Origin of the sequence: Mesorhizobium sp. WSM4884, assembly GCF_029625675.1 — a bacterium.
GTDB lineage: Bacteria > Pseudomonadota > Alphaproteobacteria > Rhizobiales > Rhizobiaceae > Mesorhizobium.
The window spans coordinates 98,922-116,290 of sequence record NZ_JARTVO010000005.1 but is presented as its reverse complement, the minus strand read 5'-3'; the positions used below and the strand labels follow the sequence as shown (position 1 = coordinate 116,290).

At 65.2% G+C, this 17,369-nt stretch carries 17 protein-coding genes; 13 read left to right on the top strand and 4 right to left on the bottom strand.

The genetic code is table 11. The features are described 5' to 3' along the window. Positions 1-33 precede the first annotated feature (33 nt). The 3 genes from P9236_RS09970 to P9236_RS09960 all read left to right on the top strand — a co-directional run bounded on the left by P9236_RS09970 (position 34) and on the right by P9236_RS09960 (position 2,544). A complete protein-coding gene (locus P9236_RS09970) occupies positions 34-864 on the top strand; it encodes a GNAT family N-acetyltransferase (RefSeq protein WP_278074446.1) in 831 nt (276 codons plus the stop codon). Between the two features lie 111 nt (positions 865-975). Continuing rightward, complete coding sequence (locus P9236_RS09965; protein ID WP_278074445.1) at positions 976-1,746, top strand: SDR family oxidoreductase; 771 nt, start codon at positions 976-978, stop codon at positions 1,744-1,746. A gap of 36 nt (positions 1,747-1,782) precedes the next feature. Further along, complete coding sequence (locus tag P9236_RS09960) at positions 1,783-2,544, top strand: SDR family NAD(P)-dependent oxidoreductase (protein WP_278074444.1); 762 nt, start codon at positions 1,783-1,785, stop codon at positions 2,542-2,544. Between the two features lie 36 nt (positions 2,545-2,580). Here P9236_RS09960 and P9236_RS09955 read toward each other — a convergent pair whose 3' ends face one another. The 4 genes from P9236_RS09955 to P9236_RS09940 all read right to left on the bottom strand — a co-directional run bounded on the left by P9236_RS09955 (position 2,581) and on the right by P9236_RS09940 (position 7,458). After that, positions 2,581-3,681 (bottom strand): alcohol dehydrogenase family protein, encoded by a 1,101-nt coding sequence (locus P9236_RS09955; protein ID WP_278074443.1) that lies wholly within the window; start codon positions 3,679-3,681, stop codon positions 2,581-2,583. A gap of 135 nt (positions 3,682-3,816) precedes the next feature. Further along, on the bottom strand, positions 3,817-5,196 hold the full coding sequence (locus P9236_RS09950; protein ID WP_278074442.1) for an aspartate aminotransferase family protein: 1,380 nt from the start codon (positions 5,194-5,196) through the stop codon (positions 3,817-3,819). A gap of 36 nt (positions 5,197-5,232) precedes the next feature. Beyond that, positions 5,233-6,726, bottom strand: a complete 1,494-nt coding sequence (locus P9236_RS09945; protein ID WP_278074441.1) for an NAD-dependent succinate-semialdehyde dehydrogenase — start codon at positions 6,724-6,726, stop codon at positions 5,233-5,235. A gap of 240 nt (positions 6,727-6,966) precedes the next feature. Next, complete coding sequence (locus tag P9236_RS09940) at positions 6,967-7,458, bottom strand: Lrp/AsnC family transcriptional regulator (RefSeq protein ID WP_278074440.1); 492 nt, start codon at positions 7,456-7,458, stop codon at positions 6,967-6,969. An 83-nt stretch (positions 7,459-7,541) separates the two neighbouring features. On the opposite strand from P9236_RS09940, the gene P9236_RS09935 reads away from it, so the two are divergent. The 10 genes from P9236_RS09935 (at position 7,542) to doeB (ending at position 17,319) form a co-directional block, all read left to right on the top strand. Next, positions 7,542-8,927: a PLP-dependent aminotransferase family protein gene (locus P9236_RS09935; RefSeq protein ID WP_278074439.1), complete on the top strand. Its 1,386-nt coding sequence runs from the start codon at positions 7,542-7,544 to the stop codon at positions 8,925-8,927. Between the two features lie 136 nt (positions 8,928-9,063). Next, complete coding sequence (ehuA, locus tag P9236_RS09930) at positions 9,064-9,849, top strand: ectoine/hydroxyectoine ABC transporter ATP-binding protein EhuA (RefSeq protein WP_278074438.1); 786 nt, start codon at positions 9,064-9,066, stop codon at positions 9,847-9,849. 106 nt (positions 9,850-9,955) lie between these two features. Continuing rightward, on the top strand, positions 9,956-10,807 hold the full coding sequence (gene ehuB, locus P9236_RS09925; RefSeq protein WP_278074437.1) for an ectoine/hydroxyectoine ABC transporter substrate-binding protein EhuB: 852 nt from the start codon (positions 9,956-9,958) through the stop codon (positions 10,805-10,807). Between the two features lie 193 nt (positions 10,808-11,000). Further along, positions 11,001-11,660, top strand: a complete 660-nt coding sequence (ehuC, locus tag P9236_RS09920) for an ectoine/hydroxyectoine ABC transporter permease subunit EhuC (protein ID WP_278074436.1) — start codon at positions 11,001-11,003, stop codon at positions 11,658-11,660. After that, complete coding sequence (gene ehuD, locus P9236_RS09915; RefSeq protein ID WP_278074435.1) at positions 11,660-12,319, top strand: ectoine/hydroxyectoine ABC transporter permease subunit EhuD; 660 nt, start codon at positions 11,660-11,662, stop codon at positions 12,317-12,319. Before ehuC ends, ehuD begins: the two co-directional genes overlap by 1 nt. Positions 12,320-12,324: 5 nt before the next feature. Then, positions 12,325-13,101: an ectoine utilization protein EutA gene (gene eutA / locus P9236_RS09910; protein WP_278074672.1), complete on the top strand. Its 777-nt coding sequence runs from the start codon at positions 12,325-12,327 to the stop codon at positions 13,099-13,101. 20 nt (positions 13,102-13,121) lie between these two features. Next, positions 13,122-14,108, top strand: a complete 987-nt coding sequence (eutB, locus tag P9236_RS09905) for a hydroxyectoine utilization dehydratase EutB (RefSeq protein WP_278074434.1) — start codon at positions 13,122-13,124, stop codon at positions 14,106-14,108. Beyond that, positions 14,105-15,097 (top strand): cyclodeaminase, encoded by a 993-nt coding sequence (locus P9236_RS09900; protein ID WP_278074433.1) that lies wholly within the window; start codon positions 14,105-14,107, stop codon positions 15,095-15,097. Before eutB ends, P9236_RS09900 begins: the two co-directional genes overlap by 4 nt. A gap of 37 nt (positions 15,098-15,134) precedes the next feature. Further along, positions 15,135-16,313, top strand: a complete 1,179-nt coding sequence (gene doeA, locus P9236_RS09895) for an ectoine hydrolase DoeA (protein WP_278074432.1) — start codon at positions 15,135-15,137, stop codon at positions 16,311-16,313. 4 nt (positions 16,314-16,317) lie between these two features. Continuing rightward, on the top strand, positions 16,318-17,319 hold the full coding sequence (gene doeB / locus P9236_RS09890) for a N(2)-acetyl-L-2,4-diaminobutanoate deacetylase DoeB (RefSeq protein WP_278074431.1): 1,002 nt from the start codon (positions 16,318-16,320) through the stop codon (positions 17,317-17,319). Positions 17,320-17,369 lie beyond the last annotated feature (50 nt).

The window sequence follows — 17,369 nt, the reverse complement described above, 5'->3', positions numbered from 1 at the left end:
AACCATCGCCTCAGGCCGCCGCCGAGTGAAACGATGCCGAGAACGATAAGGACGCTGACCGCCAATAACGTGGAAACGCTCGTCGACTGGGCGGCCGGGGAGGGTTGGAATCCGGGTATCGGCGATGCCGCCGCGTTGCGCGCGGCCGATCCGGAAGGGTTCATCGGCGCCTTTGTCGGCGGCGAGATGGTGGCCGGCATTTCGGCCGTCGCCTACGGCGCGGGTTTCGGTTTCATCGGCCTATACATCTGCCGGCCCGATCGGCGTGGCGAGGGCCACGGCAAGGCAGTCTGGGATGCCGGCATGACCCGGCTCGGCAATCGCATCATCGGCCTCGACGGCGTGGCCGAGCAGCGGGCCAACTACCAGCGCAAGGGCTTCGTGCCTGCCTACGAGACCGTACGCTTCAGCGGAGCCCTCGGCCTGGCCGGCGGCAGCGACATCCTGCCTGTGGCGGCCGCAGCTGTTGGCGACGTGCTGGCTTATGACCACCAGTGCTTTCCGGCGCCGCGCGAGGCCTTCCTGCGGGAATGGCTGCAGCCGCCCCGGATTGCGCTCATGTCCGCGGGTTCAGCCGGTATTTCCGGCTACGGCGTGGCGCGCCGGTGCCGGGAGGGTTTCAAGGTCGGACCGCTGTTCGCCGACGATATGGATATCGCCGTGGCGTTGGCGGTCGAACTGGCGGGCAGAGCGGCGGGCGAAGCGCTGCATATCGACGTGCCGGCCACCCAGGTCGGCTTCACCGCCATGCTTCAGGCCGCCGGCATGGTTGCGGGCTTCACGACCACCCGCATGTACAAGGGCGGCAAGCCCGGCAACGCCCCGTCGAAGGTTTTCGGCATCACGACGCTGGAACTGGGGTGATCGTGGGCCGCGTCGTCTCCTGTGATCATTGTTTGTCCGGCGTGGCGCATGCGACATGTCTGCGGGACGTGGTTCGCATGGACGGGGACGGTGTTTGGTGGAGATTTCCGAATGGCTGGCAGGACGGTCCTGATCGCAGGCGGCGCCGGGGGAATGGGCCTGGCGACCGGTCTTCGCCTTGCGGCTGACGGCGAGCGGATCGCGCTCGCCGACCTTCCAGGTGCGAAACTCGACGAGGCCGTGGCGAAGATCGCCGCGACCGGCGCAAACGCGATCGGCTTGTCGCTCGACATCCGCTCCGTCGCCGCTTGCCGGGAAGTGGTGGACAAGGCACGCGAGTGGGGCGGCGGCCTGGACATTCTGGTCAACGCCGCAGGCGTCTGGCTGGAGGGAGCGGCAGGCGAGGTCCGTGAAGAGCAATGGGACCTTGTGCTGGGCGTCAATCTGAAAGGTGCGTTCTTCCTGATCTCGGCCGCCATTCCGCATCTGTCGGCGACGCAAGGCGTGATCATCAACATCGCCTCCGACGCGGGCATCGTCGGCAACAACGGCGCGGCGGTCTATTGCGCCTCGAAGGGCGGGCTGGTGCTTTTGACCAAGGCGCTCGCCCTGGAGCTTGCCCCACATGGCATCAGGGTCAACGCCGTCTGTCCCGGCGACACGGCGACGCCGATGATCGAGTACCAGGCGAGGACCTATGGCGGAGATGACCCCGACGGTTACAAGCGAAAGCTCCTGGGGCACTATCCGCAGGCGGAAAGAGCACGGTTCATCGCCGTGGAAGAGATCGCCTCCTTCATCCACTATCTTTGCCAGCCCGGCGCGGCCCCGATCACCGGGGCCGCGCTCTCGATCGATTTCGGCATCAGTGCGGGATACTGAATTGCGGCGGCGTCAGCTTGATCGCCTGGAGGGTTCATGACCGTGTTTCGCAAATCTCGCAGGGTGCTGGTGACCGGCGCGGGCGCCGTCGACGGCATCGGCGTCGCGGTCGCGCGTGCGCTCGGCGAAGCTGGGCTTTCGGTCGCCATTACCGCCTCGTCGCAGCGTGTCGAGCAGCGCGCCGAAGAGCTGCGGGCCGAGGGGCTCGACGTCCGCGCCGTGGTGGCCGACCTGACACGCGCGGCGGATGTCGAGCGGCTACGCTCGGAGGTCGGCGAGGTCGATATCCTCGTCAACAATGCCGGCATGGGGACGGTCGCCCAGCCGGCGCTGCAGCGCCGCTTTCTCGATCTCAGCGAGAGCGACTGGGACCGCGGCATCGATGTCAGTTTGAAGACAACATTTCTTGCCACACGCGCGTTTCTGGCCGGCATGGTTCGGCGCGGCCATGGACGCGTGGTGAATATGGCTTCGGTCACTGGACCCTACGTCTCCAACGAAGGAGAGGCCGCCTACTCCGCCGCCAAGGCAGGCATGGTCGGGCTGACGCATGCGCTTGCACTCGAGGTCGGCCGCAGCGGCGTCACGGTGAATGCCGTGGCGCCGGGCTGGGTCGCGACCGGCGCCTCGACGCCGGAAGAACTCGTCGCCGCGCAAAACACGCCGCTTGGGCGCGCCGGCACTCCGCAAGAAGTCGCCGCCGCCGTGCTGTTCTTGGCGTCCGACGGCGCGAGCTATGTCAACGGCGCCGTCCTCGTCGTTGACGGCGGCAACATCTTGCAGGAGCGCAAGGGCTGATAGCGACGATCGAGCCTCGGCTGTCGCTATCAGCCGTTATGCGTTCGCGGTCGCCACGGCGTCCGGCACCACCACCAGCTTGCCGACGAAGTCCTTGGCCATGAAGTCGGTCTGGGCGCGGTGGAAGTCCGACAGCTTGTAGATGCCGCCGACCAGCGGCTTGATCTTCTTTTCCTCGATGTAGCGCACGATGCGGCGGAAATCGCCCCTAGTGCCTTGGCTCGAGCCGTGCAGCTGCAGCTGCTTCAGATACATGGTGCGGAGGTCGAGCTGCACGACTGGACCGGCGATGGCGCCCGCCGTGGTGTAGCGGCCCTCGGGCCGTAGGATGCGTAAGAGGTCGTTGAAGATGGCGCCGCCGACAAGGTCGGCGACCACGTCGATGGGCTTGCCGCCCGTCGCCTCGTTGACGGCGGCCGGCAAGTCGGCCACGCCGCGCGTGATCACCTTCTCGGCGCCGATGTCGAGCACCGCCTGCTCCTTGCCCTTGCCAACAAGCGCATAGGGAATGGCGCCGCGCGCCCGGGCCAGCTGCACGATGCCCGAACCGACGCCACCGGAGGCGCCGGTGACGAGCACCCGTTCGCCGGCTTTCAGCGCCGCGCGTTCCAGCATCTGCTCGCCGGTGAGATAGGCGCAGCAGAAGGTGGCGAGCTCGACATCGCTCAAATCGGTGTCGACGACATGCGCGTTCTCGGCCGGAAGCGCCTGGTATTCGGCGTATCCGCCGTCGCGACCGTGGCCCATATAGTCGATATCGGCGAGCGAATCGTCGTCGCGGTTGTAGATGGAGAAGTCGACCATGACTCGTTCGCCGATGCGGCTGGCAGGCACTCCGCCGCCGACGGCAAGGATGATGCCTACCGTGTCGGTGCCCTGGATGCGCGGAAAGGTCAGCGTGTTGCCTTGCCTGCGCCAGGTCGACACTGCCCCGGCATCTTCCTCCGTGCCATACGCGCCTTGGCGCACCCAGACGTCGGTGTTGTTCATGCCGCAGGCGCTGACCTTGACCAGCACTTCGCCGGCGGCCGGCGAGGGCACCTTCACGTCGGTGCGGTAGACGAGCTTTTCCATGCCGCCATGGCCGGTGAGCTGCACGGCGGCCATCGTTACTGGGACGGTGGGATGGGACTTCATAGATGTTACTTCCAACTGTGCAGGTTTGCGCTGCCCCTCACGCTTACCCACCGGCGCTGGAGCTTTTCCCTCTCCCCGTTTTCACGGGGAGAGGGTGCCGGCAGGCGGATGAGGGGCAGCGCAAACGGTCAAAGATCAGAGAGCTGAGAGCACGCTGTTCACGGCGTCGGCTGTCTTGGCGACGATGGTGTCGGCCTCCTCGCGCGTCAGGCAGAGCGGCGGTGCAAAGCCGAGGATGTCACCCTGCGGCATGGCGCGGCCGATGACGCCGCTGGCTGCTAGCGCCGTGGCGATCTGCGGTCCCACTTTAAGCGCCGGATCGAAGAAGACGCGATCGTCGCGATCCTTCACGAACTCGACCGCGGCCAGCAGGCCGTCGCCACGGACCTCGCCGACATTTTTGTGGTCGCCGACGGCCTTGGCGAGCTCGGCGCGAAAGTAAGCGCCGGTCTCGCCGGCGTTCCTCACCAGGTCCATCTCGTCGATCAGCTCGAGATTGGCGACGCCCGCTGCAACGCAGATCGGGTGCGCCGAATAGGTCCAGCCATGGCCGAGCGAGCCCAGCTTGTCGGAGCCCTTGACCAGCACCTGCCAGACCTTGTCGGAAACGATGACGCCGGAAAGCGGCGCATAGGCCGAGGTCAGCCCCTTGGCGATGGTGATCAGGTCCGGCTTGATGCCGTAATGATCGGAGCCGAACATGGTGCCGAGACGACCGAAGCCGGTCACCACCTCATCGGCGACGAGCAGCACGTCGTACTTGTTCAGCACGGCCTGGATCTTCTGCCAATAGCCGGCCGGCGGCGGCACGATGCCGCCGGTGCCGAGGATCGGCTCGCCTATGAAGGCTGCGACGGTGTCCGGGCCTTCGGCAAGGATCATTTCCTCGAGCTTGTCGGCGCAATATTGCGAGAACTGTTCCTCGCTCATCGAGCGGTCGGCGCGGCGGAAATAATAGGGCGCCTCGGTATGCATGATCGGCGCGCGCGGCAGGTCGAAGGCGTTGTGGAACAGCTCAAGCCCGGTCAGCGAGCCCGTCATGATGCCCGAGCCGTGATAGCCGCGCCAGCGCGAGATGATCTTCTTCTTCTCCGGCCGCCCGAGAACGTTGTTGTAGTACCAGATCAGCTTGATGTTGGTCTCGTTGGCGTCGGAGCCGGAGAGCCCGAAATAGACCCTCGACATGCCCTTCGGCGCGCGGTCGATGATCATCTTGGACAGCCGGATCGAGGCCTCGGTGCCGTGGCCGACATAGGCGTGGTAGTAGGCGAGGTTCTTCGCCTGCTCTGCGATGGCATCGGCGATCTTCCGGCGGCCATAGCCGACGTTGACGCAATAGAGGCCGGCGAAGGCATCGATGCTCTTCTTGCCGGTGTTGTCCCAGACGGTGACGCCTTCACCGCCTGCCATGATCCTGGCTGGCGACTCACCTCGCGCGTGCGTACCCATATGCGTCGAGGGATGGAAGAAGTGGTCGCGATCCCAGGCCGAAAGTTCGTTGGATTGTTCGAGCATCTTTTTTCTCCTTGCAGGGAATTCTTCCGGCGTGCGCTAGGCGACGTCCAGACAAACGTATTTCAGATCGGTGAAGGCTTCGAGGCCATGGCGTGAGCCTTCGCGGCCAATGCCGGATTGCTTGACGCCGCCGAACGGGATCGGCGCGCCGGTGATCTTGACCCGGTTGATCGCGACCATGCCGTAGTCCAGCGCGCGGCCCAGGCGCGCCTGCCGCGCGCCGTTCTCGGTCACGACATAGGCGACGAGGCCATATTCGGTGGCATTGGCGCGGGCGACGACTTCCGCTTCGTCATCGAAGGGCGTTACGGCAGCGACCGGACCGAAGGTTTCTTCATGCATGATCAGCGCCGCGTCCGGCACGTCGACGAGCAGCGTCGGCTGGTAGAACAGCGATCCGGCCGCGGGGCGCTTGCCGCCGGTGAGGCAACGCGCGTCGCGAGCGAGGGCGTCGGCCACCTGCTCCTCCACCTTCTTGACCGCGCGCTCATGCATCAGCGGTCCGATGTCGGCGTCGCCGGAGAGTCCGTTGCCGGTGCGCAGCCGCTCGATGCGGCGGGCGAAGGCGGCGCAGAACCGGTCGTAGATCTGGCGCTGCACGTAGATGCGGTTGGCGGCAAGGCAATCCTGGCCGGAGGTGGCGAATTTGGCGTCGAGCGCGATCGCCACCGCCTTCTCGATATCGGCATCGTCGAAGACGATTAGCGGCGCATGGCCGCCGAGCTCCATGACCAGCCGCTTCATCGTCGACGCGCTCTGCGCGGCAATCAACCGGCCGACTTCGGTCGAGCCGGTGAAGCTCATGGCGCGCACGCGGGCATCGGCGCATATCGTTCCGACGATCGTTCGTGCGTCACCGGTGACGACGTTGAAGACGCCGGCCGGCAGTCCGGCGCGCTCGCCAAGCTCGGCCAACGCCAGGGCCGACAGCGGCGTTTCCGACGACGGATGCGCCACTACGGTGCAGCCGGCGGCGAGCGCTGCGGCAGCCTTGCGAGTGAGCATGGCGGATGGAAAATTCCACGGGGTCACGACGCCGACGACGCCGAGTGGCTCACGGCGCACGGTCATCTCGGCATTGGGCAGGTGGCTGGTGACGCTCTCGGCGTTGATGCGTTTTGCCTCCTCGGCATACCACTCGACGAAGGAGGCGGCGTAGTCGATCTCGCCGAGTGATTCCTTGAGCGGCTTGCCTTGTTCGAGCGTCATCAGCAGGGCCAGATCGTCCTTGGCAGCGACGATCAGATCGAACCATTTTCGCAAAATTCTGGAGCGCTCCTGCGGCATGGCCGAGCGCCAGGCCGGCAGGGCGCGGGCGGCCGCATCGATTGCCTCTGTCGTCTGCTTGGCATCGAGCGCGGCGACGAAGGCCACGGTGGCGCCGGTGGCCGGGTCGGTGACTTCGAAGCTCGCAGCCGAATGGCCGGCCGTCCAGTGACCGCCGACATAGCCAAGATCGCGCAATAGCCGGCGATCGGCAAGGCGGTCGAGTGCTTCGTGGCGGTGCGGGCGTGCAAAATGCGCGGACATTGATAGCTCCCTCACTTGGGATGTTCCCTCGATTGGGCGAAGCATCGGACGTGCCGGGCAAAAAAGGAGACTGTTTCGGCATCCGTTCGTAGAGAGATTGTCTCTATTGGATTGCCCGGGGAGACGATCTCTCTGCCCTGAAGCGCGCCGTGATGTTTCAGATTCGCTTCGTGCGCTTTAGGTTTTGATTTTACGCATGTCTTCGTCCCGAAACTGGTTCCCGATTTCGGGAGACATGCCTTACGCTTGCCCCGGCAGCAGATCGGCCACGGGCAACACGGTGTCTTCCTTCACCGTCTTGGTGACGATGTAGGTGAAGTAACGGTCGATGCCGATCTCGCGTTCGAGCAGGCTATCCACCAGCCGCTGATAGGCATCGATGTCGCGCGCCATCACCTTCAGGACATAGTCGACGCCGCCGCCGACCGACCAGCAGGCGACGATCTCGGGGATGTCGCGGATGACCCGCTCGAAACGGTCGAAATCGGCCTGGCGGTGGCTGGCCAATGTCACCTCCATCAGAACGGTCGCCACCGGCGCGATGACGCGCATGGCGATCGCGGCGTGGTAGCCCGAAACGATGCCGGCCTTCTCCAGCTTGCGCAGCCGCATCCAGCAAGGGGTCGGCGACAGGCCGACCTTCTCGGCCAGCGCCAGCTTGGTGATGCGCCCGTCGCGCTGGATGGCGTCCAGGATCTTGAGGTCGATCGGGTCGAGTTTCGCTGCCGCCATGCCGGCTCCGTTTTTTGCCCGGGACACCATGACGATGCATTATTTCGATTGTCAATTGCACTGATTTCGATCTCTAATAAGTCATGACATTATGGCAGCCAGATCCAGAGCTCATTCGACGACCAGCCTATCTATCGCTGGCCGACCAATTCGCCCGCGCGATCCATGACGGGCGGCTCGCCAACGGCGCGCGGCTGCCGACGCACCGCCGCCTTGCGGACGACTTGAAACTTTCGGTGCAGACCGTCAGCCGCGCCTATGAGGAACTGATCCGCCGCGGCCTGATCTCCGGCGAGGTCGGACGCGGCAGCTTCGTGCAGACGCAGCGCCGCGAGCCGGAGCCGCCCTACCTCCCTGAGCGGCTGGGCGAGGTCATCGATCTCTCCATCCTGAAGCCGGTTTGCGAGCCGATGCATCTGGAGAGGCTGAAGCAGGCGCTCTCCTGGCTATCCGAGAACCTGCCTTCGAGCTCGGCGCTGTCGTTCCGGCCGAACATGGTGTTCCCGCGCCACCGCGCGGTGGCGGTCGAGTGGCTGAAGCTTTGCGGCCTGGAAGCCTCGCCGCAGAACGTCAGCCTCACCAATGGCGCCACGGCCGGCATGACAGTGGCGTTGATGAGCGTCGCGCCACCCGGCTCGACTGTCGCCACCGAGGCGATCGGCCATCACACGCTGGTGCCGCTGGCCCGCTATCTCGGCTTCAATCTCGAGGGCTTGCCGATCGACGGCAACGGCCTTATCCCGGAAGCGTTGGACGAAGCCTGCCGGCTCTCGGATATCCGAGCCGTCTTCGTCCAGCCCTCGGTGATCAACCCGACGGCCACCTTGATGGACGCCGCTCGACGCGAGCAGATCGCGGCGGTCGCACGCAAGCACGACATCGCCATCATCGAGAACGACGTGCTTGGGCCTCTCGTCGAGGGTCGGCCGCCGGCCGTCGCCGCCTTCGCTCCAGAGCGAACCCTCTACGTCACCTCCTTTACCAAGATCGTCGTGCCGGGCCTGCGCATCGGCTATCTCGCGGTGCCGGACCGCTATGTCGCGGCCGTCGCCAACCGCCATCTCGTCTCGAACTGGATGGCGACACCAATGGTGGCGGAGATCGCGACGCGCTGGGTGAACGACGGCACGGCGATGGAGCTGGTCAACTGGCAGCGCGGCGCGCTGAGACGCAGGCAGGAAATCGCCGCCGAGGTGCTCACTGGAATAGACTATCGCGTCCATCGCGACGGGCTGCATCTTTGGCTGGAGCTGCCGGGCGACCGCGCCGAGGAGAGCTTCGTCGCGCAGGCGCGCCTGCGCGGCGTGGCGATCGCGCCGGGCACTTCTTTCCGCATCGCCGACACGCCCTGGCATCCGGCCGTGCGTATCTCGCTCGGTTCGACCACCGAAGGGGAACTGCGCGCCGGCTTGAGCGTTGTCGCCAAGCTCCTGCTTGGCGATCCGGAGCATCTCCTGCTCGCCATTTGATGCACAACAGAAGCGCAGATTGCCCTGAAATTGTGCCGCGCCCGAAATATTGTCATGATATTATTTTCCTAATTGACATGATTTGGCGCGTTTCGCATCGTTAAGGACACAGACTGCTCCAGAACGGGGAAACGTATTGCCCGCGCCCATCATCAAGGTCGATGCCATTTCGAAGAGCTTCGGCACCTTCAAGGTGCTGGACGGCCTGTCGATGCAGGTCATGCCGGGCGAGAAGCTGGCGCTGATCGGCCCGTCCGGATCCGGCAAGACGACGATCCTGCGCATCCTGATGACGCTGGAGAAGATCGACGGCGGCCACATCCAGATCGACGGCGAGCAGCTCTATCACATGGAGCGCAACGGCCAGTTGCTGCCGGCCGACGAGCGGCACCTGGCCAAGATGCGCCAGAAGATCGGCATGGTCTTCCAGCTCTTCAACCTGTTCCCGCACAAATGCGTCATGGACAACGTCACGCTGGCGCCGATGCTGACCAAGGGCGTCGCGCGCGCCGCCGCCGAAAAGCGGGCGATGGAGCTGCTCGACATGGTGGGGCTGGCCGACAAGGCCAAGGCGATGCCGGCGCAGCTTTCCGGCGGCCAGAAGCAGCGCGTCGCGATCGCCCGGGCGCTGGCGCTGTCGCCCAAGATCATGCTGTTCGACGAGGTCACCTCGGCGCTCGATCCCGAACTGGTCGAGGAGGTGCTCAACGTCATGCGCAAGCTTGCCGCCGAGACCGACATGACGATGCTGCTCGTCACCCACGAGATGGGCTTTGCCCACGACTTCGCCGACAGGGTGCTGTTCTTCGACCGCGGCAGGATCGTCGAGGAAGGCAAGCCCGATGAGATTTTCCGCCATCCCAAACAGGAACGTACGCAGGGTTTCCTGAAGAAGATCATCGCGGCCGGACATCGCGTCTGACCGCAATGCAAACGGGCGACGAAGTCGTCCCGGGCAACGAGCCGCCCTCGGGGTCCAAACGCCCAAGTGGGCAAACCAAGAAGATAGAAACAAGGAGTTGGGAACGATGAAGAAACTTGGCATTCTGGCTGGCGTCGCCGGCCTCGCAGTGGCCGCGGTGTTGGTCGCCTCCGGTGCGCGTTCGGCCGACGACGCCAAGCTGGAGCAGCTCAAACAGCAAGGCTTCGCCCGCGTCGCCATCGCCAATGAGCCGCCCTATACGGCGGTCGCCGCCGACGGCAAGGTCTCGGGCGCGGCGCCGGATGTGGCGCGCGAGATCTTCAAGCGCCTCGGCGTCAACGACATCGTCGCCTCCATCTCCGAATACGGCGCCATGATCCCCGGCCTGCAGGCCGGCCGCTTCGACGTCGTCACCGCCGGTCTGTTCATGAAGCCGGAGCGCTGCGCGGCGGTCGCCTATTCCGAGCCGGTGCTGTGCGATGCCGAGGCGATGCTGGTGAAGAAAGGCAATCCGAAGGGCTTCAAGAGCTATGAGGACATCGCCAAGGACAGCTCCGCCACCGTCGGTGCGCCCGGCGGCGGCACCGAGGAGAAGCTGGCGCTCAATGCCGGCGTGCCGCGTGATCGCGTCATCGTCGTGCCGGACGGCCAGAGCGGCCTGAAGATGGTGCAGGACGGCCGCATCGACGCCTATTCGCTGCCCGTTCTGTCGATCAACGACCTAGTCAAGAAGGCCAATGACCCGAACCTCGAAGTGATCGCGCCGGTGCAGGGCGCACCCGTCTATTGCGACGGCGCCGCCTTCAAGAAGGGCGACGAGGCGCTGCGCGACGCCTATGACGTCGAACTCGCCAAGATGAAGAAGTCCGGCGAGTTCGCCAAGATCATCGAACCCTACGGCTTCTCCGCCAAGGCGGCGATGTCGACGACGCGCGAGAAGCTCTGCGCGGCGAAGTAGTGCGCTTTGCCTTCTCCCTGCTGCGGGGAGAAGGTGGCCCGAAGGGCCGGATGAGGGGCGGCGCCAGCAGTTCAAGGTTAGCGCTGCCCTTCACCTGCCTGCCCGTCCTTCGCAGCAGCTGCGGAGGGTGAACCGGCATCTTCTCGCCGTTCAACGGGGAGAAGGAACCTAAACCGCAAAACGTTGGAACCCAATGACCCAGTGGTCCGGCTATCTCGGCCTGATATTGCAAGGAGCGCTTGTCACCATCGAGCTGACGCTGATGGGATCGGTGCTGGCGCTTGTCATGGCTTTCCTCGCCGGCATGGGCCGCGTGTCGCGCTTCTTCTTTGTCCGGGCGCTGGCCACGACCTATATCGAGTTCTTCCGCGGCACCTCGATCTTCGTGCAGCTGTTCTGGGCCTATTTCGTGTTGCCCTTCGCCGGCCTGTCGCTGACGCCCTTGCAGGCCGGCGTGCTGGCGCTGGGGCTCAATGTCGGCGCCTATGCCGCCGAGGTGGTGCGCGGTGCTATCCTTTCGATCGGCCGCGAACAGTATGAAGCCTGCACGGCGCTCAATCTCGGCCGCTGGCAAGGCATGCGCCACGTGATCCTGCCGCAGGCGCTGCTGGTCATGCTGCCGACCTTCGGCAACAACGCGATCGAACTGCTGAAGGCGACTTCGGTCGTGTCGCTGATCTCGCTCGCCGATCTCACCTTCCAGGCGCAGGTGGTGCGCTCACAGACCGGCAGCACGCTGATGCCCTTCGTCTCCGTGCTCGTCATCTATTTCGTGCTCGCGTTGATCATCTCCTGGGGCGTGCGTTCGCTGGAGCGCCGCATGGCACGCGGCCTCGACGGAGTGCGTGTGTAATGGAATGGGATTGGGATTTTGTCCGGCAGATCATGCCGACGCTGATCCAGGGCGTGAAGATCACCATCCTGGCGACGGTGCTCGGCTCGGTCCTGGCCGCGATCGTCGGCCTGGCTATCGCGCTGGCGCGGCGCTCGCCGAACCGGGCCGTGTCGCGCAGCGTCGGCTGGTTCGCCGAATTCATCCGCGGCACGCCGCTCCTGGTGCAGCTCTATTTCATCTTCTACGTGCTGCCCGATTTCGGCATCCTGTTGCCGCCTCTGGTGGCCGGCGTCATCGGGCTTGGCCTGCACTACGGCACCTATACGGCAGAGGTTTATCGCGCCGGCATCGACAACGTGCCGCGCGGCCAGTGGGAGGCCGCCAAGGCCTGCAACCTGAGCGGCCACCACACCTGGACGCATGTCATCCTGCCGCAGGCGATCCCGCCGATGATCCCGGCCCTGGCCAACTATTTCATCGCCATGTTCAAGGAGACGCCGCTGCTTTCGGCGATCACCGTGCTGGAACTGATGAACCAGGCCAAGAGCGTGGCCAACAGCTATTATCGCTATATCGAGCCGATGACGCTGGTCGGCGCCTTCTTCCTCGTCATCAGCCTCTGCTCCGTCGTACTCTTGCGCTGGCTGGAGCACCGCTACGGCAGGATCGAAAGATGAAAGTCATGAAACCGTTGCCCGAAATCCGGCTGGCGCCGAACCGGCCAGCCCTCGATGCGCGTCCGCTCGAAAAACGCGTCGGCTTGATCGCTCTGGCGACCGACCACACCAGCGAGGTCGACTTCCGCCGCATGGTGGCGAGCGAGCGGATCGGCATCTATGTCGCGCGCGTCCCCTATGCCAATCCGACGACGCCGGAGAATTTGCGCAAGATGCAGCCGTCGCTTTCGGCGGGCGCGGCGCTCATCCTGCCGGACGAGCCGCTCGACGCCATCTGCTACTCCTGCACCTCGGCCTCCGTGGTGATCGGCGACGCCGAGATCGAAGCTGCCATCCAGGCGGCCAAACCGAACGTCCCCGTGGTCACGCCACCGATGGCGGGCGTGCGCGGCCTGAAGGCTTTCGGGGTGAAGCGGATCAGCATCCTCACACCTTACACCGTCGAGACCAGCCGGCCGATGGCGGCCTATTTCGCAGCGCACGGCTTCGATATCGAGAGCTTCACCTGCCTCGGCTTCGAGGACGACCGCGAGATGGCGCGGATCAAGCCTGCCTCCCTCGTCGAGCTGGCGCGCAAGGCCATGCATGCCCAGGCCGACGCGCTGTTCGTCTCGTGCACGGCATTGCGCGCGGCGCTTGCCGTTCCGGGCATGGAAGAGGCGATCGGACGTCCGGTCGTCACCAGCAACCAGGCCAGCGCCTGGAATTGCCTGCGGCTCTGCGGCGACGAGGCACCGCGGCCGGAGTTCGGCCGGCTGATGACAAAGCCATTGGCTCAGTGATCGGAATGCCAGTGAACGAAATGGCAGTCACGCTTCAGCATATTCGCGCTGCGCGCAAAAATATTGCCGGCAAAGTCGAGCGGACGCCCGCCGTTCAGTCGCCAAGCCTGTCGGATCGCGCAGGCCATCCCGTCTACCTCAAGCTGGAGCATCACCAGACCACCGGCGCGTTCAAACTGCGCGGCGCGTCCAACGCCATCGCCGCGCTGAGCCCGCAGGACAGATCGCGCGGCATCGTCGCGGCATCGACCGGCAATCACGGCCGCGCGCTCGCGCATGCGGCCAAGCTCGAGGGCATGCGCGCGGTGATCTGTATGTCGAAGCTGGTGCCCGAGAACAAGCTCGATGCCATCCGCCGCCTCGGTGCGGATATCCGCATCGTCGGCAACAGTCAGGACGATGCACAGCGGGAGGTCGACAGGTTGGTCGCGGAGGAGGGGCTCGTCATGCTGCCGCCCTTTGACCACCCGGACATCGTCGCCGGGCAAGGCACGCTGGGATTGGAGATCATGGAGCAGGTTCCGGACGCAGCAAGCGTGCTGGTGCCGCTCTCCGGCGGTGGATTGGCGGCGGGCGTCGCCGCGGCCGTCAAGGGTGTGAGTCCAGGCACCAACGTCATCGGCATCTCGATGGAGCGAGGCGCCGCAATGAAGGCGAGCCTCGATGCCGGTCGGCCGGTGCAGGTCGAAGAACCACCGACGCTCGCGGATTCGCTCGGCGGCGGCATCGGCCTCGACAACCGCCTGACCTTTGCCATGTGCCGCGACCTGCTCGACGACGTCATCCTGCTCTCAGAGGAGGAGATCGCCGCCGGCATCCGCCATGCCTATGAGGAAGAGCGCGAGATCATCGAAGGCGCGGGCGCCGTCGGCATCGGCGCGCTGCTTGCCGGAAAGGCGAAGGCGAAAGGCCCGACCGTCCTCCTCCTGTCCGGCCGCAATATCGACATGAGCCTGCATCGCCGCATCGTCTGCGGCGACCCTGCACCGGAGGAGAGCGCCGCATGAGCCGCATGACCATCCTCACCGAAGCGGAACTGCGCAAGATCGTGACGCTCGATCTCGACGCCGTCGCCTGCGTCGAGAATGCCTTCCGCGCTCTTGCCACGAAGCAAGTGGTGATGCCGCCGATCTTGAGGCTCGACATTCACGAGCATCGCGGCGAGGTCGACGTGAAGTCCGCCTATGTGCCCGGCATCGACGGCTTCGCCATCAAGATCAGCTCCGGCTTCTTCGACAATCCGAAGCTCGGCCTGCCGAGCGGCGGCGGCATGATGGTGCTGCTTTCAGCAAAAACCGGTGTAGTCGAGGCGCTGCTGCTCGACAACGGCTATCTGACTGATGTCCGCACGGCGGCCGCCGGCGCTGTCGCGGCCAAGCATCTGTCGCGCGAAGATTCCAGCGTAGCCGCGATCTTCGGCGCCGGCTTGCAGGCCGGCCTGCAATTGGAAGCCTTGCGCCTTGTGAGGCCGATCGAGGAAGCGCGCATCTGGGCGCGCGATGCCGCCAAGGCCGAGGCGACCGCCGCCCGCCTGCGCGAAAGGCTTGGCATCATGGTGCGCGCCGAGCCGGACGCCGCGAAGGCGGCGGCAGATGCCGACATCATCGTCACCACCACGCCTTCGACCGAACCGCTGATCAAGGCCGGATTCGTCTCGGCCGGCCAGCACATCACCGCCATGGGTTCCGACGCCGAGCACAAGAACGAGATCGCGCCGGCGATCCTTCGCCTGGCCGATCTCTACGTCGCCGACAGCGCGAAGCAGACGCGGCGTCTCGGCGAACTCCATCATGCCATCGAAGCAGGTGTGATGCCCGCCGACGCCGAAGTCACCGAACTCGGCCAGATCATCGCCGGGAAGAAGCACGGCCGACGCTCGGCCGGCGACATCACCATCGCCGACCTCACCGGCACCGGCGTGCAGGATACCGCGATCGCCACTTTGGCCCGCGACCGCGCGCGGGCGGCGAAGGCCGGAACGATTTTGGAAAGCTGATGCTGGCCGTAAAGGCCCAAAAACGAGGACCAACAAAATGCAGCCAAACCTGAAATTCTCGCGAAGCGAATTTGCCGATCGCCTCGCCAAGACACGGAAAGCCATGCAGGCCAAGGGGGTCGATCTCTTGATCGTCAGCGATCCCTCCAACATGGCCTGGCTGACCGGCTATGACGGCTGGTCCTTCTATGTTCATCAGGCGGTCATCGTGCCGCCTTCGGGCGAGCCGGTCTGGTATGGCCGCGGCCAGGACGCCAACGGCGCCAAGCGCACCGCTTATCTCGCGCATGACAACATCATTGGCTACGCCGACCACTATGTGCAGTCGACCGAGCGGCACCCGATGGACTACCTCGCCAGCGTGCTGGCCGAGCGCCGCTGGGACAAGCTCACCATCGGCGTCGAGATGGACAATTACTGGTTCTCCGCCGCGGCCTTTGCCTCGCTGCAGAAGCACCTGCCCAACGCCCGGTTCGTCGACGCCACCGCGCTGGTCAACTGGCAGCGCGCGGTGAAGAGCGCGACCGAGATCGACTACATGCGCAAGGCCGCGCGCATCGTCGAAGCCATGCATAAGCGCATCGTCGACAAGATAGAGGTCGGCATGCGCAAGTGCGATCTGGTCGCCGAGATCTACGATGCCGGCACGCGCGGCGTCGAGGGCATCGGCGGCGACTATCCGGCGATCGTGCCGCTCTTGCCGTCGGGCGCCGACGCCTCGGCGCCGCATCTCACCTGGGACGACAAGCCGATGAAGGCGGGCGAGGGCACGTTCTTCGAGATCGCCGGCTGCTACAACCGCTACCATTGCCCGCTGTCGCGCACCGTCTTCCTCGGCAAGCCGACGCAGGCCTTCCTCGACGCCGAGAAGGCGACACTGGAAGGCATGGAAGCAGGCCTTGCCGCGGCGAAGCCGGGCAACGCCTGCGAGGACATCGCCAACGCCTTCTTCGCGGTGCTGAAAAAGTACGGCATCGTCAAGGACAACCGCACCGGCTACCCGATCGGCATCTCCTATCCGCCGGACTGGGGCGAGCGTACGATGAGCCTGCGCCCCGGCGATCGCACCGAGCTCAAGCCCGGCATGACCTTCCATTTCATGACCGGCCTTTGGCTGGAGACGATGGGCCTGGAGATCACCGAGTCGATCCTGATCACCGAGACCGGCGTCGAATGTCTGGCCAATGTGCCGCGCAAGCTGTTCGTGAAGGACTGAGGCAATGTCAGCTCTGCGTCCATCTCCGATCACGCCGACTGTCGACTTCGAGCGCGACGGCGTGCAGCACGGCTTCCTGCGCCTGCCTTACAGCCGCGACGATTCGGCCTGGGGTTCGGTGATGATCCCAACCTGCGTGATCCGCAACGGCAAGGGGCCGGCGGCACTGCTCACCGGCGGCAATCACGGCGACGAATATGAAGGGCCGCTGGCGCTCTACGAGCTTGCGCGCACGCTCGACCACAAGGATGTCACCGGCACGGTCATCATCGTGCCAGCGATGAACTATCCGGCGTTCCGCGCCGGCACGCGCACGTCGCCGATCGACAAGGGCAATATGAACCGCAGCTTCCCCGGCCGGCCCGACGGCACGGTGACGGAGAAGATCGCCGACTATTTCCAGCGTGAGCTGCTCCCGCGGGCGGACATCGTGTTCGACTTCCACTCCGGCGGAAAGACGTTGGATTTCGTGCCGTTCTGCGCTGCGCACACGCTGCCCGACAAGGCGCAGGAAAAGAAGGCCTTCGCGACGGTCGAGGCTTTTTCGGCGCCGTTCTCGATGCGCATGACCGAGATCGACATGGTCGGCATGTACGACACGGCGGCCGAGGAGATGGGCAAGGTCTTCGTCACCACGGAGCTCGGCGGCGGCGGCACGTCACGGGCTGAGACGGTGCGGATCGCCCGGCGCGGCGTGCTCAACGTGCTGCGCCATGCCGGTATCGTTGCTGGTGCGGTCGAGAAGGACAGAACCCGCTGGCTCGACATGCCCTCGGGCGATTGCTTTGCCTTTGCAGAGGAGGACGGCTTGATCGAAACGATGGTCGATCTCGGCGAGAAAGTGGACGAGGGGCAGGTCGTGGCGCGCATCCATTCGACCGGCCGCACCGGCATGGCGCCGCAGGAGATCAGGGCAAGGATGTCGGGCCTGCTGGCAGCGCGCCATTTCCCGGGCCTGGTCAAGGCCGGCGATTGCGTCTCGGTGCTTGCCGTCGAGGTCAACTGACCGCGGCGTCACCTGTCATACAGAGCGTTTGAGAAAGCGAGCCGTGCGCA

Excerpts from the sequence above, each read along its gene's own strand:
- P9236_RS09970 (WP_278074446.1), top strand. The coding sequence starts at position 34 with ATGCCGAGAACGATAAGGACGCTGACCGCCAATAACGTGGAAACGCTC.
- P9236_RS09965 (WP_278074445.1), top strand. The coding sequence starts at position 976 with ATGGCTGGCAGGACGGTCCTGATCGCAGGCGGCGCCGGGGGAATGGGC.
- P9236_RS09960 (WP_278074444.1), top strand. The coding sequence starts at position 1,783 with ATGACCGTGTTTCGCAAATCTCGCAGGGTGCTGGTGACCGGCGCGGGC.
- P9236_RS09955 (WP_278074443.1), bottom strand. The coding sequence starts at position 3,681 with ATGAAGTCCCATCCCACCGTCCCAGTAACGATGGCCGCCGTGCAGCTC.
- P9236_RS09950 (WP_278074442.1), bottom strand. The coding sequence starts at position 5,196 with ATGCTCGAACAATCCAACGAACTTTCGGCCTGGGATCGCGACCACTTC.
- P9236_RS09945 (WP_278074441.1), bottom strand. The coding sequence starts at position 6,726 with ATGTCCGCGCATTTTGCACGCCCGCACCGCCACGAAGCACTCGACCGC.
- P9236_RS09940 (WP_278074440.1), bottom strand. The coding sequence starts at position 7,458 with ATGGCGGCAGCGAAACTCGACCCGATCGACCTCAAGATCCTGGACGCC.
- P9236_RS09935 (WP_278074439.1), top strand. The coding sequence starts at position 7,542 with ATGACATTATGGCAGCCAGATCCAGAGCTCATTCGACGACCAGCCTAT.
- ehuB (WP_278074437.1), top strand. The coding sequence starts at position 9,956 with ATGAAGAAACTTGGCATTCTGGCTGGCGTCGCCGGCCTCGCAGTGGCC.
- ehuC (WP_278074436.1), top strand. The coding sequence starts at position 11,001 with ATGACCCAGTGGTCCGGCTATCTCGGCCTGATATTGCAAGGAGCGCTT.
- ehuD (WP_278074435.1), top strand. The coding sequence starts at position 11,660 with ATGGAATGGGATTGGGATTTTGTCCGGCAGATCATGCCGACGCTGATC.
- eutA (WP_278074672.1), top strand. The coding sequence starts at position 12,325 with ATGAAACCGTTGCCCGAAATCCGGCTGGCGCCGAACCGGCCAGCCCTC.
- eutB (WP_278074434.1), top strand. The coding sequence starts at position 13,122 with ATGGCAGTCACGCTTCAGCATATTCGCGCTGCGCGCAAAAATATTGCC.
- P9236_RS09900 (WP_278074433.1), top strand. The coding sequence starts at position 14,105 with ATGAGCCGCATGACCATCCTCACCGAAGCGGAACTGCGCAAGATCGTG.
- doeA (WP_278074432.1), top strand. The coding sequence starts at position 15,135 with ATGCAGCCAAACCTGAAATTCTCGCGAAGCGAATTTGCCGATCGCCTC.
- doeB (WP_278074431.1), top strand. The coding sequence starts at position 16,318 with ATGTCAGCTCTGCGTCCATCTCCGATCACGCCGACTGTCGACTTCGAG.